General features: G+C 59.6%; 19 protein-coding genes. 12 read left to right on the top strand and 7 right to left on the bottom strand.

All coding sequences use genetic code 11. The features are described 5' to 3' along the window. Positions 1 to 102: 102 nt before the first annotated feature. Genes B5E67_RS11225 through B5E67_RS11215 form a run of 3 tightly spaced genes read right to left on the bottom strand, consistent with a single transcriptional unit; the run spans position 103 to position 2994 of the window. Positions 103 to 1476: a HAMP domain-containing sensor histidine kinase gene (locus B5E67_RS11225; protein ID WP_242956951.1), complete on the bottom strand. Its 1374-nt coding sequence runs from the start codon at positions 1474 to 1476 to the stop codon at positions 103 to 105. Further along, the gene (locus B5E67_RS11220; protein WP_087368095.1) at positions 1461 to 2126 is read right to left on the bottom strand and encodes a response regulator transcription factor; all 666 of its coding nucleotides are present in this window, start codon (positions 2124 to 2126) and stop codon (positions 1461 to 1463) included. Before B5E67_RS11220 ends, B5E67_RS11225 begins: the two co-directional genes overlap by 16 nt. 10 nt (positions 2127 to 2136) lie before the next feature. Next, positions 2137 to 2994, bottom strand: coding sequence for a TraX family protein (locus B5E67_RS11215; protein WP_087385368.1), 858 nt, complete (start codon positions 2992 to 2994; stop codon positions 2137 to 2139). 260 nt (positions 2995 to 3254) lie between these two features. On the opposite strand from B5E67_RS11215, the gene B5E67_RS11210 reads away from it, so the two are divergent. Then, a complete protein-coding gene (locus B5E67_RS11210; RefSeq protein ID WP_087385367.1) occupies positions 3255 to 3710 on the top strand; it encodes a hypothetical protein in 456 nt (151 codons plus the stop codon). A 242-nt stretch (positions 3711 to 3952) separates the two neighbouring features. Here the strand turns inward: B5E67_RS11210 and B5E67_RS11205 are convergent, their stop codons facing one another. Together B5E67_RS11205 and B5E67_RS11200 are read right to left on the bottom strand one after the other, a co-directional pair. Next, a complete protein-coding gene (locus B5E67_RS11205; protein WP_087385366.1) occupies positions 3953 to 7048 on the bottom strand; it encodes a hypothetical protein in 3096 nt (1031 codons plus the stop codon). Then, on the bottom strand, positions 7045 to 8775 hold the full coding sequence (locus B5E67_RS11200) for an Hsp70 family protein (protein WP_087385365.1): 1731 nt from the start codon (positions 8773 to 8775) through the stop codon (positions 7045 to 7047). The genes B5E67_RS11205 and B5E67_RS11200 overlap by 4 nt, the downstream gene beginning before the upstream one ends. 487 nt (positions 8776 to 9262) lie before the next feature. On the opposite strand from B5E67_RS11200, the gene B5E67_RS11195 reads away from it, so the two are divergent. From B5E67_RS11195 to B5E67_RS11145, 11 genes are all read left to right on the top strand, one after another. Continuing rightward, positions 9263 to 10279 carry a LacI family DNA-binding transcriptional regulator gene (locus B5E67_RS11195; protein ID WP_087248170.1) on the top strand — a complete coding sequence of 339 codons (1017 nt, stop codon included), beginning with the start codon at positions 9263 to 9265 and terminating at the stop codon, positions 10277 to 10279. A 127-nt stretch (positions 10280 to 10406) separates the two neighbouring features. Further along, the gene (locus B5E67_RS11190) at positions 10407 to 10850 is read left to right on the top strand and encodes an RDD family protein (protein WP_087385364.1); all 444 of its coding nucleotides are present in this window, start codon (positions 10407 to 10409) and stop codon (positions 10848 to 10850) included. Beyond that, a complete protein-coding gene (locus tag B5E67_RS11185) occupies positions 10847 to 11137 on the top strand; it encodes a hypothetical protein (protein ID WP_087385363.1) in 291 nt (96 codons plus the stop codon). Before B5E67_RS11190 ends, B5E67_RS11185 begins: the two co-directional genes overlap by 4 nt. 106 nt (positions 11138 to 11243) lie before the next feature. Continuing rightward, positions 11244 to 13565, top strand: a complete 2322-nt coding sequence (locus tag B5E67_RS11180; RefSeq protein WP_087385362.1) for a glycosyl hydrolase family 65 protein — start codon at positions 11244 to 11246, stop codon at positions 13563 to 13565. 144 nt (positions 13566 to 13709) lie between these two features. Further along, positions 13710 to 15020: an extracellular solute-binding protein gene (locus B5E67_RS11175; protein WP_087385361.1), complete on the top strand. Its 1311-nt coding sequence runs from the start codon at positions 13710 to 13712 to the stop codon at positions 15018 to 15020. A gap of 211 nt (positions 15021 to 15231) precedes the next feature. Next, a complete protein-coding gene (locus tag B5E67_RS11170) occupies positions 15232 to 16188 on the top strand; it encodes a sugar ABC transporter permease (protein ID WP_087385360.1) in 957 nt (318 codons plus the stop codon). Between the two features lie 12 nt (positions 16189 to 16200). Further along, positions 16201 to 17031, top strand: coding sequence for a carbohydrate ABC transporter permease (locus B5E67_RS11165; RefSeq protein ID WP_087385359.1), 831 nt, complete (start codon positions 16201 to 16203; stop codon positions 17029 to 17031). An 80-nt stretch (positions 17032 to 17111) separates the two neighbouring features. Continuing rightward, positions 17112 to 18785: an alpha-glucosidase gene (locus tag B5E67_RS11160; RefSeq protein WP_087385358.1), complete on the top strand. Its 1674-nt coding sequence runs from the start codon at positions 17112 to 17114 to the stop codon at positions 18783 to 18785. A gap of 26 nt (positions 18786 to 18811) precedes the next feature. Then, entirely contained in the window at positions 18812 to 19456 is a 645-nt protein-coding gene (pgmB, locus tag B5E67_RS11155) for a beta-phosphoglucomutase (protein ID WP_087385357.1), read from the top strand. A 290-nt stretch (positions 19457 to 19746) separates the two neighbouring features. After that, positions 19747 to 20811: a helix-turn-helix transcriptional regulator gene (locus tag B5E67_RS11150; protein ID WP_158098883.1), complete on the top strand. Its 1065-nt coding sequence runs from the start codon at positions 19747 to 19749 to the stop codon at positions 20809 to 20811. Between the two features lie 183 nt (positions 20812 to 20994). Then, positions 20995 to 21498, top strand: coding sequence for an O-acetyl-ADP-ribose deacetylase (locus B5E67_RS11145; RefSeq protein ID WP_242956953.1), 504 nt, complete (start codon positions 20995 to 20997; stop codon positions 21496 to 21498). 77 nt (positions 21499 to 21575) lie between these two features. Here the strand turns inward: B5E67_RS11145 and B5E67_RS11140 are convergent, their stop codons facing one another. Further along, positions 21576 to 21992: a YjdF family protein gene (locus B5E67_RS11140; RefSeq protein WP_087385355.1), complete on the bottom strand. Its 417-nt coding sequence runs from the start codon at positions 21990 to 21992 to the stop codon at positions 21576 to 21578. Positions 21993 to 22317: 325 nt separating this feature from the next. Next, entirely contained in the window at positions 22318 to 23664 is a 1347-nt protein-coding gene (locus tag B5E67_RS11135) for a YjiH family protein (RefSeq protein WP_087385354.1), read from the bottom strand. Position 23665: the final 1 nt, after the last annotated feature.

The raw sequence follows: 23665 nt of genomic DNA, 5'->3' as shown, positions 1-23665 counted from the left end.
CGGCAAGAACATCTGACTCTACATTACAGCCCTCGCATACATAGCCATTCCACAACAGCAAAACGGGCAGTCGACATGCCGGCTGCCCGTTGTTTGTTGTTTTTAGATGGGGAGAATCAGTTCCGCTTTGGCGCCGCGGCCGGTATTGGAGAGCCGCAGGCTGCCGCCATGTTTCCGGGCGATCTGTCCGGCAAAGAAAAGCCCCAGCCCCAGATGCCCCTCCCGGGGCCGGCTGGCATCGCTGGTAAAGAAGGCCTGTTCCCCTTTGGTCAACGCCTCCGCCGAAAAGCCCGGGCCCGTATCCTCCACCGCAATCGTGACAGTTCCCTCTCCCGCTGTAATGCAAAGAGAAACCGTCCCGCCAGGCGATGTATACCGCACTGCATTGTCCAGAAGGTTGCTCACCGCCCGGTCAAGGCCAGCGCGGTACACCGACACCGCAAGAGCCGGAACCGGTGAGCAGGCAAACTGAATCTGTTTCGCCCCGCAGAGGCTCTGCCCCATCCCTTTCCAGCCGTCGGCGAGGCTTTTCAGGCATAGCCGCTCTTTTTCCTGCTGGGGAACTGTGTCGGGCAGGGTCATGGCTTGCAGCTGGGCCACATAGTCCTGCAACCGGACCGCACTGCGCAGGATGGTCTCCACCATTTCCTGCTGGGACGGATTCAGCGCGTCCTCTTGCAGCAATTCCGCGTTGCCGCTGATCAGGGTCAGCGGGGTTTTGAGGTCATGGGTCAGGGCGGCCATCTCCAGACGGCGCTGCTGCTCCATGGTCCACTGACTTTCCAGCGACTGGGCCAGACTGGCCCGGAGCTGGTCCATGGCCTCCAGCGTCTCCCCAAATTCCCGCACCCGGGCCTGTCCCTTCAGCGGGGTGTCCAGCCGCTGGCTGGCAATGGTCTGGGTTGCAGCGGTCAGCAGGGCGGCGTCCCGCCGCAGCAGTCCCGCAAAATGCCGGGTCAGCAGAAAACCCGTCAGCAGCCAGGCCGCAAGCAAAACCAGAATCGCACAGGTCTGGAACTCGGGCAGATGCTTCTGCAAACTTTCCAGGCCGTAGGGCATCGAGTAGTCGTACTGCACCACGCAGAGCTCCCCTGTGGGCAGCTGCACCGCCCGGTGGTACTGAGCATAGAAAATCCCCTGCCGCACCGAATCCCCCGCCAAGACAGCCTTGGCATAGGACAGCTGCAAGCGGTTCATGTTGCCCGGGTCGGTCAGCTGGCGGTCTTCATCAAAAATTGCCCAGCGATAATAATAAGGGATGTCCTCCGGCGTCTTTGCGCCGGCGCCCAGTTCATACACCAGCTGATCCACCCCGTCGGCGGCAGTGCCGGCCGGGTAGACAAACTTCATCTGCATCAAGAGGACCAGTCCCATCCACCAGAGCACCGCCAGCGCCAGAATCGCCGCACCGGTGGTCAGCAGGTACCGCCAGAACAGCATGGTGAGCCCCGCCGGGCGTTTCATTCGTTTTTCCATTTGTACCCCACTCCCCAGACTGTTTCAATGGGGGACTGCCCCGCCGGGCGCAGCTTGGCCCGGATATTCTTGATATGCTCGGTAACTGCCGAAACATCCGCTGTGCCCTCATAGCCAAAGGCGGCCTGGTACAGCTGCTCTTTGGAAAAAATCTGCCCCGGACGCATGGCCAGATGTTCACAGATGGCATATTCGCTCCGGGTCAGCCGGATTGGGACGCCCTGATGATATACCATCCGCTCGCTGAGGTCAAAGTCCAGGTCTCCCCGCCGCAGGCGGGTGTGAGGGGTGCGCCGTTCCCGCCGCAGATGGGCCGCCACCCGGGCCCGCAATTCTGCGACCCGGAAGGGTTTGGTCAGGTAATCGTCTCCTCCAATGCCCAGACCGGTCAGGACATCGGCCTCCTCGGTTTTCGCGGTCAAAAACAGAATCGGACAGTCGGCCATGGACCGGATGCGGCGGCACAGGGCAAACCCATCCTCCCCCGGCATCATCACATCCAGCAGGATGCAGTCGGCCCACCGGCAGGCGGCCTGGTCAATTTCGGTCCCGCTCTGATGGGCCGATACCTGGTGGCCGTCCCGTTCCAGAGCGGTCTTCAAAAGGGTACAGAGATCCTTGTCATCATCCACCACCAGAATATGAGCCACACCCATCACCTCAGTTCAGCACAAGATACAGCCCCCAGGACAGGGCATACAAAATATACACATGGGCGGGGTAAAAGACATAGAACAGCATCTTGTGTCCCCCGCCGCGCTTTCCATTATACCACAGCATCAGCGGCGCAGCCAGAATGCCGTAAATCTCATAGTATTCGGTGAACAGCTGGCCCCAGGAAAAGCCCGGCAGCCGGGAGGCCATCAGGCCCATATACACCACCCCATAGAGGATATAGTAGACGCAAAAAGCCGTCACCTGGGTCTTTCGATGTTTGCGGAACAGGTAAAGCACCATTCCCATGACCAGTACCGGCCAGCTGCTGTCCCCCGTGATGCCCCACATGGGCACAAAGGAATAGCACAAAAATCCCAGCGGGTTCATCAGCGCGGGAAACATCACTGAGAGTCCGGTGGCCAGGAAGGGCCATGCCAGCGGCAAAATCACCGCCGCCAGTCCCGGGAAAAGCTTTCGCTGTTCCAGCCAGTCCACACCCTGCCACATTACCATCAGGATCACAAAGGTGGTCATCATGCCATTGAGCGGATAAAAGCCGTCCGGCCGCACCAGCACGCCGCCAAAGGCCATCAAAAACAGCAGAGCCGACATTCCTGTTGAAAGGACGTAGACCCTGGCAAAATAGCGCTTCCGGCTGTGGGTGTGGGTAAATCCCTCCACCAGGCAAAACAGAAACAAAGGCGCGCCGATCCGGCCCACCATGCTGAACCATTCCGGAATCCACCCCGTAAAACCAAAAAAGTAGTGGACATGGTCCAGCACCATCGCGGTCAGGGCAATCCATTTCAGCCCTGTCTCGGTCATGCCTGCGGGTTTTGTTCGCTGTTGTATTGCATCCATAGCAGTGTATCTCCTTTCTCTGCTGCTATGGTAACAGGCGATTCTAAGGAAAGTATCAGGAAAAGCAAAAATACAAACATTCAGACCGGCATTTCGGTTTTCCCTTTCAAAAGGTGAAAAATCAACGCATTCTCTGGTCAAAAGCGGTTTTCCATGGCATAATAGATGCAAAGTTATTTCACTGTGGAAAGAGTGCCGGACTGCGGACGGCGGCTGCCGCTGCGCCCGCTCAAAAATCAAAGCACAAGGAGGTCATTTTGATGCGAAAACTCATCCTTACACTGTTGACTGCCATGCTGTGCGTGTCGCTGATCGGTTGCACAAAAAGGTTTACCCTGGACCTTCCCTTTGATGCGGCCGACATAACCAACGTCGAAATGTACCTATACAGCGACCCGGACTCGGCCGAAAAGCGGACCATGATGGACAAAGAGGATATCCGTGAGCTCTACAACTATTTTTCCAATTTGGATGTCCAATCCAAAGAAATCAAACGTGTCTCCGGCGGGAAAATCCTCAGTTTCCGCTTCCATCTCTCGGACGGCACCGACTACGAGATTATCTACTATGCTCAGGCTGTCAAGTCCGGCAGTTTGTCCATTCCCTCGGAACAGCTGAACTATTTTACATCGGCTGATGTTGGCGCCCTCTGGACTCAATACCAGCAATATCCGACGGTTTCTGTAAACAAGAGCGAGCTTCCCGGCGTCGAGTGATCCTTTTAAAACGCGCCGCGGTACTTATCGCCCAAAACATCTGCCATCCCCAAGAGAGTTGATTTTCTGAAAAACAGTATCCTCTCCCTTGACAGCTCCACACAAAAATCAGGACTGCACCCAACGTTCGGTTGGATGCAGTCCTTTTTGTTTTGGCAAGCTGCTGCTTCCCGACCGTCTTTGACGCCGTTCAGACCCTGCATGAAAATTCCCAGCACAGGAAAGTCCGTGCCGGGGGTATTTTAATAAACGGGAGGCAAAAGTTTCCGCCGGTGTTCTGCAAAGCCCAGATGAGTCAGGTAGTCGGGGCCGCTGGCAAAGGCCCCGAACTGATTGCGCAGCAGAGGGTCAAACTTGGGTATGCTGATAAAGAACAGATCCAGAAAATCCCGGATGATCTTCATATCGTAGTGAATCAGGTAGCGGGGAATCTTTCTCCCCTGGAATTCTGCTTTGACGACCTTTTTGTCGGTGTTGATGTACTCCCACCGGTCCGCCACCAGATAGTCAATGCTCTGGCAGTTGTCCTGAATGACAATGGCCTGATAGCGGTGCTCGGTCCCGGCCTTTTCGTGGAGAAGGACCAGGTGGACCACGCCTTCTTCCTCCAGCTGCCAGCGGATCACCAGATAGTCCTGGTTGCCCGCCTCAAAACCGGCCAGCTGGCTCTGCAGGGTCATGCGGGCTGCGCCCTCCACCGGCAGGGTGCAGAGCTCACCATCCGGCTTCTGATAGAAAAACCGGCGGGGCGTCTTGGGCATGAAATAGCGGGCGCGGAGCATGGGGCCTCTGGACTCCTCGGGGGTAAAGCACCCAATCGTCCGCTTGACCATATAGTAATAGGGTTTGGCGCTGTAGAGATAGACCTTGGTGGACCATTGTTCCGAGCGCTCCGGCGCGCCGCTCAGAATGGCCGTCAGGGCCCGGAGCGGTTTGCCCGGGCCGCGATGGAGCAGATACACCGGCAGATGCCCCAGCCGGAAGGTGCTCTGGGGAACCATGGTGCTGTCCACGCTGCAGTACATATCCCGGTTGGCCAGCAGGGCCTCCCATCTCTGGTCTCCATCGTAGAACCGCAGCAAAGCGCAGGTTCCGCCCTGGCCCTCAAAGTCCCAGAGAAGGACCAGGCGCCCGTCAAACACCAGGCGATGAACCCGCTGCTGTTCAAAGTCATGGAAGAGTTGTTCCAGCAGGGGCTGGGTGATTTCTTCCGGCGGATAGTCCCGGGAGGGCTGGCCGTTATAGTCCGCATGAATCGAGCCGCAAAGGCCGGGCTTGATGTTGCGCAGGCCCGGCGCGGGGAGGAAGATTTCATCCAGAATTTTCTTCGCTCTGCGGGCGGCTTCTTGAAGAGATCGGATGTCCTCATAGCAGCTTGTATGCAGAATCTGCTCTCCCTCCGCGGTGCGGCGGAAGGTCAACAGCCGGCCATTGCCGTACCACTCACAGAAGCAGGCGATGTCCTCCTCTTCTCGGGCAAAGAAGGCCGGGCGAAGACTTCCAACCCCATCCCCCATGGGGGCCATACAGGCGATCTCCCGGGCCAGCGCGTCGGACACCACCGTCAAAACCTCTTCCGGAAGATTCAGCCGGGCCAGACGCTCCTTCAAAATCTCCTTCACCTGTTCCAAATCTTCCTGATAGGCTCCCATGACCGGGAGCAGCATCAGAAACCGCAGTTCATCCTCCAGCTGGCACAGGCCCCAGAAGGGCAGCACAGGGTTGCAGACCGGCTGACCGTCGCAGCGGTATTCCAGATAAAACTGATGAAAGCGGATTTCAAACTCCAGAGTTTCCACCTGTTCCTGTCCATCCTCTGCGATATTCTTCTGATGAAGAACGACGGGGAGGCTCAGCTTCTTTTCCGCCAGCCGCCGGACCCATCCGGCGTCCTGCGGGAACTGCTGGTCCAGCAGGCCGGCCAGAGATTTCCCGTCCGAGGTCTCTGCATGGTAAAAGCTGTTGCGCAGGAAGTAGCGCAGGAACAGCGGATGCCGGGGATTGCAGCAGTCCAGGGTGATTTCCTCCCGGGCCAGATTGCCCAGGTTCTCCTGTTCCCTCTTGCGGGCCTCTTCTTTTTCCCACTGGTCGATGCTGTCCTGGATGGTCTCCACCACTTCCCGGGCATAGGGAAAAGACGTCTCCCTCTGGTACAAAGCCATCATCTGACGGAGAAAATACGCGGTGTGGGGGTCATAGGGCCCGCACCAGTGATGCAGAATCTCATCCCGGACAAACATCCGGGTACGGGCGGCCCGCTGAAAATCCCACCGCGCCAAAAAGGCGTCCGTCAATTCCCGGTTCTGCGGCATGTCAGCGTCAAAATGGTAGAGCTGCCCGCTCAGCTCAATAAACGCTGAGCGAAGCTCCACAAACTGTTCCCGCGGCACGCAGACCTGCGGGGCCTTTTCCTGGGCGATCTGGCGCAGTTTGCCGTAGAGAATCTGGGCCCGGCCCATGACGGCAGAGTTCAGCTCCAATGTGTTCCACAGAATCTCATACGCTTCCTCCGGCAGGGTGTACAGGGAGAAAAAGGCCTCCAGCACCCGGAGCGACACAATGTTCCGCTCGGTGAACAGATCGCTGTTGACGCAGCGCTCTTTCAAATAGACCATGCTGTACAGGCTCACGTACTTGTGCATTTGCCGGGCGGCATCCAGGTCCCACTTCTCCTGCCGGGCCAGGCCGCACAGCGCCTCATAATCTCGATATGCGGCGGAGAGGGCTTTGTCGTTGCCCTGGAGTTTGCGGACCAGCGGCCCCATGGCCGCGATCTTGAGGATATCCTCAATTCCATCAAAGCCCGCCCCGGCGGCCAGCTTAAATTCGGTGCGGTCTTTGTATTCCACCGCGCGGTAGCGGTAAGCCACCGCCAGCGGAATCTGAAAGACGCTGATGGGCGGCCATTCCTTTTTCATCTCCTCCACAGTCTGGCGCAAAGCAGCCGTGAACCGAGGGTCCCGGTAGACGGACAGAAACTCGATGGATGTAAAATACTGATCCCACAGTTTCCGGTTCACCCGCTGTTTGGAACCATACAATTCCCGAAACTGATCCAGGGCGGGATGCGCAAAGGGGCGGGCCTGTTCTTCCTCTTCGGCCAGGCTGAAGCCCCCTGTCCCCTGATTGACCGAGGATTGCTGGGGTTCCAGAGGCGGCTGGTCCGGCTGCTCCTGTCCGCGGGCCCAGGCGCAGGCCTCCTCATAGGCGCGCCGAATCTGCAAAAAGCCCTCGGGGTCATCCTCGGGGCTGTACTGGGCGGCTTTGGCGGCATAGGCTTTCCGGATGGCTCCCAGGTCACGGGTGGGTTCCAGGCCCAGAATTTCCCACAGATTCATTCCTCTTCATCCTCCTCATCGTCCGGTTCTTCAAACACGTCCCACTGGGCCCAGCGTTCCAACTCTTCCAGGCGACGGCGGGTATCTTCCCGCTCCCGGGCCTGCCGGACCAGGTCCCCCGACTGGGCGGCCTCCTGCATCCGCTGCAGCAGATATCCTGCCTCCTGCCGTCGGGGGCCGGTCAGCTCTGCAAACAGACGCTGCGCCCAGGCAAACAGGAGCTGGTCCTCCTCCCCGATCTCCGACTGGGTGGGCAGGGCGTTCAGACGGGCCAGTTCCTGTTGGAGCTCTTCCTCCGACAGGGTCAATTTGGGGTTCAGGATGACCGTCTGTTTGCGGTCGCCGCTGCTGCTCTCTGCGGTCACTTCCAGAATGCCGTTGATATCGTAGGCAAAGATCACCTGCACCCACTGGCTGCCCGGCTCGTCCGGCGGGACGGCTACCGTCAGCTCTCCCAGCCGCAGATTATCCGCCGCATAGTAGTTCTCTCCCTGATAAATTTCCAGCCGGATGCGGCGCTGATCCGGAAAAAGGGTATAAAACTGCTGGGCCCGCCGGGCCGGCAGGATGCTGCTGCGGGGGATCAGAACCGCCATATGGGGGTTCACGTCCCCCTGACTGTTGTAGGTGGCCACCCCCAGCGAAAAGGGACAGACATCCGTCATGACCACATCCCGCAGCTCGGCGCTGCGCTGCTTGATGCCCACGCACAGCCCAACCCCCAGGGCCACCGTATGTTCCGGCCGGGCGGCCAGGGTGGGCCGCTTGGAGAACAGCTGTTCCAGATAGTCCACAAAGACTTCCATCTGGGAGGAACCGCCCACCAGCACCACATCGTCCATGGCGGAAACCGGGATGCCGCTGTCCCGCACGGCGCGGACAATCACCCCGCGGACCCGTTCAAACACCGGCTTACAGATGGAGGCCAAGATTTTTCCGTCCAGCGGGACACTCAGGCTCTGGTCCCCGTCCTGGAACACCAGCAGGCCCCGGCGGATGCCGGACAGGCCCACTTTTCCGCGCTCTGCCAAAGCCAGCAGCTGGCGCTGGGCCGAAGGGGTCAAAGCGTCCCAGTTCAGTCCGGTTTCCCGGCAGAAATAGTCGGCAATGGCCCGGTCGATGTCGTTGCCGCCCAGGTGGTTGTCCCCTGCAATGGCCAGAATCTCCACCATATTCTCGAAGCAGTCCACCACGCTTACATCCAGGGTGCCGCCGCCAAAATCCACCACCAAAAGCTTGCCTTCCCGGCGGCCCAGGGCCGCACTGTAGCACAGCGCCGCAGCCGACGGCTCATTGATGAGGCGTTTCACCGGCAGACCTGCCAGCTGGGCCGCCAGCCGGGTGGCACAGCGCTGGTTGTCGTTGAAGTAGGCCGGCACGCTGATGACCGCTTCTTCGATCTCCTCGCCCAGGGCGGCGCGGGCGCTCTGGGCCAGCTTTTTCAGCACCATGGCGGACAGCTCATGGGGCAGAAACTCCTTGTCGCCCAGAGAGAACGATTTCTCAGTGCCCATCCAGGTTTTGAAGGCCGACACCGTCTGTTCCGGATGGGTTATCAGCCGCTCTTTTGCCACGGCTCCCACCGCAAGGCTGCCGTCCTCCAGCAGGCTGACACAGCTGGGGGTCATGTACTGTCCCAGTTCATTGGGGAGCAGCTCGGCCCGGCCGTTTCGATAGACGCTGACCAGGGAATTGGTGGTCCCCAGATCAATCCCAATCATCGCCATTGGCTTGTTCCTCCTGTTTCGATTCGCCGGGCCGCCTTCCGGGCGCTCCAAAATGCAGGCCGGCGGACACCAGCCGCCATGGATGCTGTGGGCGCTCTCCGGTCAGGCTCTGTCCAGCGTCTTGGCATGGTCTTTTCCTGTATTATAATGCACCCGCAGGCCCTATGGCAAGTCTGCGATGTCCGCCGGCCGCGGTTCCTTTTATGCAAGGATTCCGGCCTTTTGGGCCCGGTCCGAGGGACTTTTTCTCCAGGGCCCCTACAATGAACCGGATCGGCGCCGCCACGCACAGAACGGCCACCAAGTTCTGCCGAGCCTGAATCGCCCCATCCGCCCCGGCTCTCTGGCCTGAACGAACAGACGGACTGGGGCTTTTAGGTCCCGGCGCGAAACCACCACGAAACTTTTTCGAAAATGTTTGTTTGGAAGCTCCTCTCCCTCTTGGAAAAAAGTCTGGACTGTGGTATGCTTTTTCTGAGGTGATTGGATGGAAAGAACCACGATTCGCGATGTCGCAAAAAAAGCCGGAGTTTCGATCACAACGGTTTCCAAGGCGCTGAACGATTATACCGACGTCAACCCCGAGACCCGCAAGCATATTCAGGAAATCGCCCGCCAGATGAACTATGTGCCCAATGTGGCCGGGCGCAGCATGGGCGGGCGGGTGGACAAGGTGATCGGTCTGCTCATCAACGACCTGCGCCCCATGGACCCTTCCGGTGCAGTGTACGGCATTTTGAGCGGCGTATGCCATGCCTGCCAGGACAACAATATTGAATTCATTCTGATGACAACCGACGGCCATCAGCAGGCCCAGCGATCCTTAAAGGTTCTGTGCCTCAGCAAGCAGCTGACCGGTTTGATCTGTACCGGTTTCCGATTACACGACCCGTACTTGAAGCAGCTGGACGAAATTGATATCCCCTGCGCCTTCATCGACGTCCGCATCGACAACCCGGATGTCCTGGATATCACCATGGACAACGAGCGCGCCGCCTATGAGGCGGTCTCCTTCCTGATTAAGAACGGGCGCAAAAACATCGCCCTGGTGAACGGCGGCCCCGAGGCCGACGTCGCCATCCTCCGCGGCAGCGGCTATCGCTGGGCCATGGAGGAAGCCGGTCTGCCCATCCAGCCCAACCGGGTTCTGGACGCAGGATTCCAGGAGGACATCGCCTATCAGCGGGTCCGGCATCTTCTGGAGCGGGACAGCAGCGTGGATGCCCTGTTCTGCGCCAGCGACCTGATGGCGCTGGGCGCATGCAAGGCCATCGAGGAGCGCGGCCTGACGGTGGGCGACCAGATTGCGGTGGTGGGCTTTGACGACATTCCCAGCGCGCGCTACCTCTACGGCGGCCTGACCACGGTCCGCCAGGACTTCTATCTTATGGGATACATGGCAGGCAAAGCCATCTATGAAAAAATCGAAGGCAAGACCGATGTCCGTGTGGACAACATGATGTATGAACTGGTGGTGCGCAACAGCGCCCGCGGCAAACTTTGAAACTAGATACATTGTATAAAAAGTCCCCGGCAGGTTTGTATATTCTGAGGATGTACAAACGCCGGGGACTATGCTATTCTAGGGGCGCCAAAAACGTTTTCGTTATGAGCACAGGAGGGTTTTGTCCATGAGCAGTCATAAAGTTCTGCGGGGTGTCACACGCCTGCTGTGTGCGCTGATCGACTATCTGATTCTGATGCTGCCGGTACAGTTTGTTCTGCTGTTCTGGATCAAAACGAACGCGCTTTCGGCTGATTTTCTGTTCCGTCTTCTCATTGCCGTCTATGGAGTGCTGATGATTGAGTACAACAACGGCGCCACCCTGGACAAGATGATCGGACGCCTGAAGGTGGTGGACCGGGCCGGCGGCAAGCCCACGGTTCTCTACACCGGCCTGCGGGAACTGATCCGCGCCATGTACCTGATCCCCATTGTGGGATGGGCTGCCGGGCTGGTCAGCACCGTGATGCTGTTTGTCAAGGGCACCACCCTCCACGACATGGCCGAAAACAGCCGGGTGATCTTCCGCTGGGAGGACAAGCCCGACCCCGAACAGGAGAAAAAAGCATGAATCTGGACGAAATTTTTCATCTGAAACCCACCGACCCGCTGGTTGCCACCAACCCGGTGCTGTTGGGCGGGTGCATTCTGGCGGCGGCTCTGCTGGGCTGGTACTGCGCCCGCAAATACGCCAACACCAGCGATATCGCCCGGAGCATTCGCCTGTATCTGCCGCTGGCAGCCGTCTGCTGCATCGTCTTTTGGGCGCTGGGGATTCCCCTGCTGTTTTCAGCCGGGTCCCAGCTGTGCGGACTGGTGATCCTGGTATGGATCTCCAACTACTATTTCTATCATTGACTTATCGGGGTTCCCCGTAAGTGCCCGGAAACCGGGCTATTTTTTCACCCTGGACCAAAAACGTTTTCGCCAATCGGCGAAGCGTGAAATAAAGGAGGATTTTCTTATGGCTATGGATTATTCGCGTGCTGCTGACTGGATTGTGGCAGAGGACAGCTTTGACCCGGAATATCTGGGCAAATGTGAGTCCATCATGTGCCAGGGCAACGGCTATCTCTGCCTGCGCAACGCCACCGACGAATTCAACCCCGGCGAGCAGCGGGACCTGTTTGTGGCGGGCACCTTCAACAAATTCGACGACAACGAGGTCACCGAGTTGCCTAACGCAGCCGACATCTCCCGTCTGGACCTGCGGCTGGACGGGGTGCGGTTCAGCCTGCTGACCGGCAAGGTGGAGTCCTATGACCGGGCCCTCAACCTCAAGACCGGCGAGACCACCCGCCGGGTGGTCTGGGCCGCTCCCAACGGCAAGCGGTATCAGCTGGTGTTCAGCCGTTTTGTCTCTCTGGACCGGCTGCACCTCATCGCCCAGAAAGTGGAGGTCACTCCCCTGGACGGCGACATGGAGCTGGACATCACCGGCGGCATCAACGGCCAGATGAACAACGGCGGCAGCCAGCACTTCTCGGAGGGCGACAAGCGTCTCTTTGAGGGCCGCCATATGCAGTACAACCAGACCACCGGCCAGTCGGGGATCCACTTTGTCTTCCACACTACCTTCTCCTTCGCCATGGACGGCGTGCCCCAGGACGAAAAGGGCTTCATCGTGATGGACCGCCGCATCATCAAGCAGGAGTTCAAGGTGGCCATCCCCGCCGGCAAGACCCTGACCATCCAGAAGCTGTCCACCGTGTACACTTCCCGCGACCGCGACAGCGAGGGTCTGGAGCTCTCTGCCCTGCAGGAGAAGGCTCTGGCCGGTCAGAAGGAGATCTGCGCTCTGGGCTACGATGCTCTGCTGCCTGAGAGCGCCCGCGCCTGGGCTGCCAAGGTCTGGGACAACGTGCCGGTGACCATCCAGTCGGAGAATGCCTTTGACCAGCTGGCCATCCGCTTTGCACAGTATCACCTGTACATCATGACCCCCATGCACGACAACCGCATGAACATCGGCGCCAAGGGCCTGTCCGGCGAGGGCTACAAGGGCCACACCTTCTGGGACACCGAAATGTTCATCCTGCCCTACTTCATCTACAGCGCACCCGAAGTGGCCCGCAGCCTGGAGGAGTACCGCTGGCTGAGCCTGCCCGGCGCCCACAAGAAGGCCTCCGGCAACCAGTACGAGGGCGCCCAGTTCCCCTGGGAGTCGGCCTGGATTGACGACGGCGAGGTGACCCCGGTTTGGGGCGCTGCCGACATCGTCACCGGTCTGCCCACCAAGATCTGGTCCGGTTTCATTGAGCAGCACATCACCGCTGACGTGGCCTACGGCGCATGGGAATACTATCAGGTGACCGGCGACCAGGATTTCATGGATCGCTGCGGCTATGAGCTGATCCTTGACACCGGCAAGTTCTGGGCCAGCCGTCTGGAGGAAGGCACCGACGGCCTGCTCCACATCAACGACGTGGTGGGTCCCGACGAGTACAAGGAGCACGTGGACGACAACGCCTTCACCAACTACATGGCTGCCTGGAACATCCGCAAGGCTCTGGAGTACAGCCGCCAGCTCAAGGCCGAGCGTCCCGAGCTGTACAGCGCTCTGGACAAAAAGCTGGGCCTGGCCGCTCTGGAACCCCAGTGGGAGGAGAAGCTGAACCGCATCTACCTGCCCCAGCCCCGTGAGGATCTGGTCATTCCCCAGGATCGCACCTATCTGACCCTGAAGGACATCGACCTGACCAAGTACAAAAACCAGAAGAACGTGGGCAGCATCTACCGCGACTACAACCAGGAGCAGATCACCCACATGCAGGTTTCCAAGCAGGCCGACATCCTGATTATGTTCCTGCTGCTGGAGAACCAGTTCAGTGCCGACGTCAAGCGCGCCAACTGGAGCTACTATGAGCCCCGCACCCTCCACGACTCTTCCCTGTCCCTGTCCACCCACTGTATCCTGGCCAACGACATGGGCAACCGGGATATGGCTTACCAGCTGTTCTCCAGCGCTGCCGCCATCGACGTGGGCCCCAACATGAAGACCAGTGACGCCGGCATCCATGCCGCTTCCCTGGCGGGCATCTGGCAGTCGGTGGTGTTCGGCTTCGGCGGCGTCCGGATGCTGGACGGCAAGCTGCGCATCGACCCCGCCCTGCCCGACGCATGGACCGGTCTGGACTTCTATATCTACTGGCACGGCCAGAAGCTCCACATCACCCTGAGCCACACCACCCTGAACATCGAAAATCTCACCGGCACCGAAACGGTGGAGCTGACCGTTTACGGCAAAGCCTATCAGGTGCAGGGCCAGATCTGCGTAGAACTGTAAAATAACCGGACAAGATGTCCAAAATACGGAGTCAGGTTTTGTTTAAAAAGCGAATTGAATACGAAAACGTTTTCGTATAGAATAGGCACTGTCGAAAACGTTTTTGCAACCATGCAAAAAGCACTTTGAAGGAGGCTCTTTTCCATGAAGAAGATCAATCGTCGTTCGTTCCTTGCTGTGTGCGGCGCCGCTGCGGCTGCCGCCGCGCTGACCGCCTGCGGCAGCTCCTCGTCCACCTCGACCGCCGGCTCCACCGCTGCCTCCGGCAGCGCATCCGCTTCCGGTGACTTCTCCGGCCGCACCCTGACCGTGGGCATCTGGGGCGGCAACGACCAGGAGACCGCAGCCATCAACCAGCTGAAGGCCAACTTTGAGGCCGACCACGGCTGCACCGTGGAGCTGAAGGTATACACCGACTTCAACACCCAGTTCCAGGCCGACCTGATCGGCCAGACCGCTCCCGACACCTTCTACGTGGACGGCAGCATGTTCCCCTTCTACGGCTCTCTGGGCGTGATGGATCCCCTGGACGCTGCTGAGTACGATCTGGACCAGTTCTATCCCAACCTGGTGGAGGCCTTCACCAACGACGAGGGCACCCTGTGCGTTCCCAAGGACGTCTCCACCCTGGCCACCTACTACAACATCGACCTGCTGGAGGCCTGCGGCTACACCGCCGACGACATCCCCGACAACTACGACGATTACATGCCGTTCCTGCTGGACCTGCAGGCCAAGCTGGACGAGATCTACGGCCCCAACCAGATTGCTGCCATGACCTACAACCAGGACCTGTCCCGCAACCTGTGCATCCTGCAGGACGGCAACGACGGCCTGTGCGACGCGGAGGGCAACGCCACCCTGACCAGCGACAGCGTGGTCAAGAACATGGAGTACATCCTCAGCTTTGTGGACGCCGGCGTCTGGAAGACCCCCAGCGCCCTGGGCCTGGGCTGGAACGGCGAGGCCTTCGGCACCGGCAAGGCCGTCATCATGGAGGAAGGCAACTGGGTCTACGGCACCCTCAAGACCGACTACAGCGACATCAACTTCGGCGTCAAGGCCATGCCCAGCTACAACGGCACCCAGTACTCCATGAGCTACACCGTGGGCTACGGCATCTACACCCTGAGCCAGAACAAGGACATGGCTTCCGCCTGGATCAAGTACGTCACCAGCGTGGACGGCGAGACCATCTGGTGCACCGGCGCAGGCTGCCTGCCCCCGCGTGCCGACGCCGCCGAGGCCATGGACATTGACAGCGATCCCGTCTGGAAGGTCCACTCCGAGATGACCGACTGCTCTCTGCCCTGGCAGCTGGGCAACAACGCCTCCATCATCAACACCGCATACCAGAACTACTTCCCCCTGGCTGTCAGCGGCGAGATGACCGCAGCAGAATTCCTGAAGGCCGCCGAATACCAGGCCAACCAGGAAATCGCCAACGCCGGCTAAGCCGCACGGCGTCCCACCCACTCAACTAGGGTGTATCTGAAAATTCCCCAACGCTGTTCTATTCTACCAAAAAGCCCCATCTGCTGCGTTGCATTCGCTTGCATTCCACCAAGGAGTGCGGCGCTCATGCGCCTTGCATCTGGCGCTTTTTGGCGAATATTCCAGTATTTTTGCCTTCTCAGATACACCCTAGGGAACGGAGGAATCGTGTATGCCAAAAGCAACCAAAGAAGTAGCTCCCGGCACTGCGGCGATCCAGTTTGATACCCGTCCCAGCAAACGAAAGCTGCAGGAATGGCGCCAAGGTTATCTGTTCCTGCTGCCTGCGGTTGTGATCCTGGGCATCTTCATCGGCATCGCAGCCATCTTTGTCGTCTACCTCTCTTTTCACAAAGTCAACCTCTTCACCGACAGCTACACCTTCGTGGGGCTGGAAAACTATCTCCGCCTGTTCACCGATGAGACGGCCCGCAAGGCCCTGACCAACACCCTGTCCTTCTCGGTGGTGGTGGTCCCCTGCCAGACCATCATCGCGCTGATCATCGCCAGCGTCCTGAACAGCAAGATCCGCGGCAAGTACTTCTTCCGCACTGTCTACTTCCTGCCCACCCTGACCTCCAGCTCGGCGCTGACCATCATCTTCATGTTTATGTTCAGCGTCACCGGACCCATCAACATGATGCTGATCCGCGCCGGCATCCTGCCTGCGGGCGGCGGCATCAACTTCCTGGAGGACCCCAGCTTCGCCCTGAAGGTCATCATGGTCATGAACGTCTGGTCCACGGTGCCCCAGTACACCACCATGTATCTGGCCAGCCTGCAGGACCTGCCGGTCTCCCTGTATGAGGCCGCCGAGATCGACGGCGCCAACACGCTGCAGAAGTTCACCAACATCACTGTCCCCTATCTGAAACCCATCACCACCTACGTGCTTCTGACCGGCATCATCGGCACTCTGCAGATGTTCGACCAGGCCTACATCTTCTCCAACGGCTCGGGCGGCCCAGCCAACAGCACCCTGACGGTCTCCCTGATGGTCTACCGCTACGCTTTCGGCACCACCAACGCCATGGGCTATGCAGCCTGCATCGCCATCATCCTGGCTCTGGTCATCATGGCCGTATCCATGATCGCCGAAAAGCTCAACAGTGCTGAGAGATGGTATTAAGGAGGCGGAACCATGAAACCTAAAATGACAGCTGGCCGCGCCATGCTGTATGTTGTCCTGATCATCTACGCCCTCATCACTCTCTATCCCTTTCTGTGGATGGTGGCGGCTTCCTTCAAGCCGCTGCGTGAGATTGTGGGCGGCAACATGTCTCTGATCTCGGAGAACATGACCCTGGACAACTACAAGACCATCTTCGGCCACAGCTCCCTGTTCCCGCGCTGGTTCCTCAACTCGCTGTTTGTGGCGACGGTCGGCACGGTCATCAACGTCTACATCAACTCGATGGCAGGCTACTCCCTCAGCCGGCTGAGCTTCCCCGGCCGGGACAAGATCTACCACGGCCTGCTGCTCCTGATGATGATTCCCGGCCAGGTGCTGCTGATCCCCAACTACCTGCTGCTGAAAGAGTTCGGCATGCTGGACTCCTTCACCGCCCTGATCCTGCCCTCCGCCGCCAACATCGGCAACATCTTCCTGATGCGCCAGTTCTTCATGAACTTCCCCAAGGATGTCTGCGAGGCGGCTGAGATCGACGGCCTGAGCCGGTACGGCGTGTTCTTCCGCATCGCCATGCCGCTGGCCCGGCCCACCATCGCCACCACCGCCATCTTCGGCTTCATGGGCTTCTGGAATGCCTTCACGGCCCCCATGCTCTACATCAAGACCGCGTCCAAGTACACCCTGACCCTCGGTCTGCAGAGCTTCCAGTCCCAGAACGCCGGCACCATGTGGAACCAGGTGATGGCTGCGGCCTGCATCTCGGTGCTGCCCATCATCATCCTGTACCTGATCTTCAACAAGTTCTTTATGGTTGGCCTCCGGATGGACGGCGAAAAGTAAAATTACGGGGACCGGTTACGGACACGGTGTATCCGCTGAACGCCGGTCCCCCTTTTTATGCCTTTTTACAAGGAGACGCTATGAAAAAAGTATGGTGGAAAGAAAGCGTGGTCTACCAGATCTATCCCCGCAGCTTTCAGGACTCCAACGGCGACGGCATCGGCGACCTGCCGGGCATCATCCGCCGGCTGGACTATCTGAAAGAGCTGGGTGTGGACGTACTGTGGATCTCGCCCTTTTACAAGTCCCCCGGCCGGGACAACGGCTATGACATCAGCGACTATCAGGCCATCCAGGCGGAGTTCGGCTCCATGGAGGACTTCGACCGTCTGCTGGCCGAGGCCCACGCCCGGGGCCTGCGGGTGGTCATTGACCTGGTGGTGAACCACACCTCCAACCAGCACCCCTGGTTCATTGAGAGCCGCGCCCACCGCAGCAGTCCCAAGCGGGACTACTACATCTGGCGGGACGGTCAAAACGGCGGCCCGCCCAACAACTGGGGCTCCAATTTCTCGGGCAGCGCCTGGACCCTGGACGAGGCCACCGGCCAGTACTACCTGCACACCTTCGGCGACTTCCAGCCCGACCTGAACTGGGATAACCCCGCGGTGCGGGAGGAAGTGTTCCGCATGATGCGCTGGTGGTGCGACAAGGGGGTGGACGGCTTCCGGATGGACGTCATCAGCATGATCAGCAAGACCCCTGACATGCCGGACGGCGAACTGAAACCCGGCAGCACCTACGGCAGTTTTGCCCCCTATGTGGTCAACGGTCCCCACGTCCATCAGTACTTGCAGCAGATGAACCGGGAAGTCTTGTCCTGCTACAACCTGCTGACGGTGGGGGAATGTTCCGGCCTGACGGTGGATCAGGCCTGCCATTACGCCAACGAGGGCGGCACCGAGCTGAGCATGGCGTTCCAGTTTGAACACATGGACCTGGACGGCGGCGAGAGCTTCAAGTGGAATACCCGCAAGATTGACATTGTGGAGCTGAAAGCCCTGCTGACCAAGTGGCAGAAAGGCCTGGAAGGCCGGGCGTGGAACAGCCTCTACTGGTGCAACCACGACCAGCCCCGGATTGTCTCCCGGATGGGAGACGACAGCACCCCCGCCCTGCGGGAAAAGAGCGCCAAGGTGCTGGCCCTCTGCCTCCACATGATGCAGGGCACCCCCTACGTCTACCAGGGAGAGGAACTGGGCATGACCAACGCCCCCTTCGGGGAGCTGTCCGACTTCCGGGATATCGAGAGCATCAACGCCTACCATGAGCTCACCGAAACCGGCGTCATGGAGCCGGCCCGGATGCTGGAATGTCTGCGGTACAAGAGCCGCGACAACGCCCGCACCCCCATGCAGTGGGACGCCTCTCCCAACGCCGGCTTCACCGAGGGTACTCCCTGGATCATGGTCAACCCCAATTACACCGAGCTGAACGCTGCCGAGCAGCTGGCCCGGCCCGACTCGGTGTTCCACTTCTACCAGGAACTGATCCGGCTCCGCCATACCCATGAGATCATCGTCTATGGCAGCTACGATCTGCTTCTGCCCGACCATCCGCAGATCTATGCCTATACCCGCACCCTGGGCCAGCAAAAGCTGCTCTGCGTCTGCAACCTCACCGGCCGTCCGGCTGCCTGCACCCTGCCCGACGGGTTTGCAGACGCCCAGATTCTGGCCTGTGTGGGCCCCCAGCCCCACGGAACCGCAATCACCCTCGGTCCCTGGGAGGGCTTCGCCCTGCTTCATCTTTAAATCAACCAAATGGAGGAACATCCACTATGAACTATAAAGCAGTTATTTTCGATCTGGACGGCGTCATCTGCACCACCGACGAGTACCACTACCAGGCCTGGAAAAAGATGGCCGACGGCATGAACATCTACTTTGACCGCACCATCAACAACCGTCTGCGGGGCGTGTCCCGGATGGAGAGCCTGGAAATCATTCTGGAGCAGTACCACGGCCCCGCGCTGAGCGAGGAGCGCAAGGTGGAGCTGGCCACCCAGAAAAACGATCTCTACCGCGAGAGCCTGCATCAGATGTCCCCCGCCGACCTGTCGGAGGAAGTCAAGACCACCCTGGACGCCCTCCGCGCCGCCGGGCTGAAGCTGGCCATCGGCTCCTCCAGCAAGAACACCCCGTTCATTCTGGGTCAGCTGGGTCTGGGCAACTACTTTGACGCCGTCAGCGACGGCAACAACATCACCCGCTCCAAGCCCGATCCCGAGGTCTTCCTCAAGGCCGCCGAGATGCTGGGCCTCGCTCCCAGCGACTGCCTGGTGGTAGAGGACGCCATCTCGGGCGCTCAGGCCGGCCATGCAGGCGGCTTTGAGGTAGCTTGCGTGGGCGACGCTTCCCAGGCCGGCGCGGGCAACTACAACCTGTCCGCCTTCGGCGAGCTGAAACAGATTGCCATCGGCTAACCCAACCATCTCCGCGGCCCGAAACCGCCGGCGGTACCCTTCCCTGTCTGCCGGACGGCTTTGGCGCTGCATTACCCCCTATTCCTCACGAGAAAAGCTGACGCTGGATGCCCTGCGCATTCCGCGCCGGCTTTTTTCTTTGGGTTCCCGGGCTGCCGGCCCTTTGGATTAACCAGCGGTTAAGAAAATCTGTCCTTCCCTTAACGCCGCCTCGCTTGCGGCGGCCGGGCGGATGGGTTACAATACAGACAGAAACCGCGCGGCCCACCTACAATCGAGAGGAGCCAACCATGGAACTGAATCAACTGAAAATCGGCGAAAACATCGCCGCTCTCCGCAAAGCCAAAGGTCTGACCCAGGAACAGCTGGCCGCACAGCTGGGGATTTCCGCCCCGGCCGTCAGCAAGTGGGAGACCAATGTCTCCTGCCCCGACATTGCCCTGCTCTGCCCTCTGGCCCGGGCCCTGGGCACCAACGTGGACACCCTGCTGCAATTTGAGGAAACCCTCTCCGACCAGGAAGTGGTGGAACAGATCAATGCCATCGTCCAGACCGCCATGCAGCAGGGCTGCCCGTCGGCAGAGGAAAAGCTGCAGGAACTGCTCCACCGCTATCCCCACTGCGCCGCCCTCCAGTTCAACGCAGCGGCAGCCTATGACACCTTCCAGATGTTCTCCCCCGATGTCTCATCCCTCTGGAAAAGCCGCAAAAAAGCCCTTTTGGAGGAGCTGCGCGCCTCGGGCAGCTCGGCCTACTGGCAGAGCGCCACCATCCAGCTGGCCAGTCTGGCCCTGTCGGACGGGGACCCGGAACAGTGTGCCGCCCTGCTGCAGGAACTGCCGGAACACATAGGCGATCCCACCTCCATCTGGGCCCTGTACTACCTGAAAAAAGACCAGCCGGAAGAAGCCCTTAAGCTGATCCAAAAGCAGCTCTACAAGCTGGTCAACCAGACCCAGACCTGCCTTGTCTCCCTGATGAATCCCAAACTGCTGTCCCTGCCCGGACAGCTGCTGCATCTGTGCCAGGCCTATCGGGCTGTTTCCCAGGCCTTCGGCCTGGCCGACATGAGCGACGCCCCCATGATGGAGGCCTATCTCCAGATAGGCGAATTTCAGCAGGCCGCCGACTGCTTCGCCCGGTATGTGGACATCGCCCTGGGGCCGGTCACCTTCCCGGACGAGGAACTGTTCTCCCCCGGGCTCACCTACAAAAAGCAGGAGGGGTTCCAGGCCACCACCCAGCCTTTGCGGCGGCTTTTGCTGCAGTCCATCACCACCGAAGAAAAGTACCGTCCGCTGTTTGAATATCCCGTCTTTGCCCAGGCGCTGGAAAAGCTGAAAGCCAGCGTGTAAGCTGCCTTCCGTGGCTCCGCTTGCGCCGCCGGGCAAAGTGTGTTAGACTGGCTTTGAAAGCATGGTTGTTCCGATCGCTTTGCAAGGGAGGTAGTCTTTATGATGCATCTGTACGGTTCTTCTGCCGGCATTCTGCGGCACCCCGACACCGGAGAGGGCGGCCTGCCCCTTCCTCAAATCCGGATGATCCGCGGGGACATTACACGGGTGCAGGATGTGGACGCCATCGTCAATGCCGCCAACAACAGCCTGTTGGGAGGCGGCGGTGTGGACGGGGCCATCCACCGGGCCGCAGGGCCCGAGCTGCTGGCCGAATGCCGGACCCTCCACGGCTGCCCCACCGGCCAGGCCAAAATCACCCGGGGCTACCGCCTCCCCTGCCCCTATGTGATCCACACGGTGGGGCCCATCTGGTCCGGCGGCCGTCACGGAGAAGCTCAGCTGCTGGCGGACTGTTACCGCCACTCTCTCCAGCTGGCGGTGGAACACGGCATCCGGCGGATTGCGTTTCCTTCCATTTCCACCGGGGTGTATGCCTTCCCGCTGGAACCAGCGGCAGACATCGCCCTTCAAACCGTCCGGGACTTTCTGACCCAGCATCCCGGCGCGCTGGATTTGGTGGAGTGGGTGCTGTTTGACGACCGCACCTTCCGCGCCTACATCGACGCACAAAACAAGCTGTTCTAAACAAAACGCCCGGCGTCTCTGGTTTTCCAGAAACACCGGGCGTTTTTGTCATGTTCTCAAGGGCTCAGACCGGGGCCTCAACGGCCTCTGTGTTTGGCCTTTTTCTTTTGCTGTTTCAGCGCAAAGCGGCGTTCTGCCTCCGCCTCTTTTTGGGCGCGCTGCCGGGTCTGCCGGAGCTGTTTGTTCTGCTCCTGCTGTAGTTTCAAGGCCTGCTGGGACTTTGTGCCCACGCCGCGGTCCTGCAGCTGCCGTTTGACCTCCCGCTGCACCCGCTTGGGGTTTCTGGAAGCGGCTTTCTCCGCTGCCGGCACCGCCGGTCCAAAGGTTAAGGCATGGTACTGCCGGAGAATCAGCTCATAGATTTCCCCGTCCCGTGGTTCCGTTCCAAAGGTCACCTTGGCCGCCGACAACCTGCCGTCCTCCAGGCGCTCAAAGACGCCCACCCAGAACGGTTCTTCAAAGTACACCGTCAGTCTGCTGATTCCTGTGCTCATGACAATCCCTCCTGAAACGATTGCGATGAGCAAAGAACGGACAACCCGGAGGGGCAGGTTACTTACCCCGCCCATCGGGCGGGACGGCCGGGCTACCTACCGGCTCTGGTGCGGCGGGGCCGCACGTTGCGTTTTTATCTTTGCGTTGTATGTTGTCTCTCCCCTGTCCCGGGCGGCAAACGCCTCCTTTTCGTCTGTGCTTTGCCCGGGGCAGAGCTTCCTGGGGTTATTATAGCAGAGCCGGTGTCGTTTCACAACACCGCTCTTTTCAAGCAGAAAACCGCCCCCGGCAGGCGGGAGCGGTTTCGCGTGAATGCATTTTCTGTTACAGGAACAGGTTGGCAAACAGGACAATCAACGGAATGGCGATGAGGGTGCGCTCCAGGAAGATGATGAGCAGCTTCCAGAAGTTGAGGGGGATCTCGCTCTTGATGATGATGGCGCCCACCTCGGTCATGTAGATGATCTGCACCAGGGACAGCACGCCGATGATGAAGCGGGTCTTGACCGATTCCACACCGGTAATCAGCAGGGCGGGAATGAACATATCGGTGAAGCCGATGAGGGCCGCCGGGGCCACTGCAAAGGCCTCCTCCACCCCGAACAGCTGCAGATACAGCCCGATGGGATAGGAAGTCCACTGGAACACCGGGGTGTAGGTGGCGATCATCAGGGCCACCATGCCCCAGGCCATGACCACCGGCACCAGGTCAAAGAACATGCCCACCACGACTTCCATGCCGCTGGAGAGAATTTTGCTCAGGGTGAACTTTTCAGCCCGCTGGCAGCTCATCTCCAGCGCATAGGGCAGCAGCTTGGTGTTTTCGGGCAGGTCCTCGTTGATCTGCTTGCCGGTCTTCTCCTGATAGGTGTCGGGAATGGTGCTGATGGGCGGAATGCGGATGCCGATGACCGCCAGTATGATGCCCACCAGGCAGATGCACAGATAGAAGGACGGGAACAGGTGGCTGACGTTCACTGTATTGGCGATCATCAGGCAGAACGGAATGGACACCAGCGAGAAGTTGGTCATGATGTAACCGGCCTCCCGCTTGGTGTAGAAGCCCTTCATGTACTGCTCACGGGTCAGGATGACGGCGGCGTTGGACGCGCCGAACCAGGAGGCAATCAGGTCCACCGAAGCGCGGCCCGGCACATGGAACAGGGGCCGCACCACCGGCCGCAGCAGAACGCCCAGAAACTCCATGATGCCGCAGTCGGTCAAAAACGGCAGAATGAAGCTGAAGGACACCACAATGCACAGCAGGGTGTTGCACAGGTCCAGCATGGTGACGCCGGTGTCCGCCGAGGTCACCGCCTCAGGGCCGAAACCAAAGACAATCATGCAGGCAAAGATGGCGCCCAGAATTTTGGACCCCAGATAGAAGGGGGTGGTGTGGAACGCCTTGCTCAGGTAGGTGTTTTTGCGGATGAAATCGGGCTTGAACACCATATCAATCACGCCCATCACCGCCGACACCACCAGGATGCCCACAATGATGTAATTCATGCTGACGCCCATCAGGTTTTTCAGGCCGGTCTTGAAGAAGTCCAGCAGTGTGGTGAAGGAATCTCCCTGGGGAATCGGCACCAGAAACATCAATACGCCAAACGCCGACCCAAGAATAAACTTGAGCAGGTTTTTGGGATTGACGGCAGTGGATTTGGTCATA

Source organism: Faecalibacterium sp. An122, from assembly GCF_002160895.1.
GTDB lineage: Bacteria > Bacillota > Clostridia > Oscillospirales > Ruminococcaceae > Faecalibacterium.
Note: the sequence above shows the minus strand (reverse complement) of the source record. Positions and strands in the feature narration are given on the sequence as shown.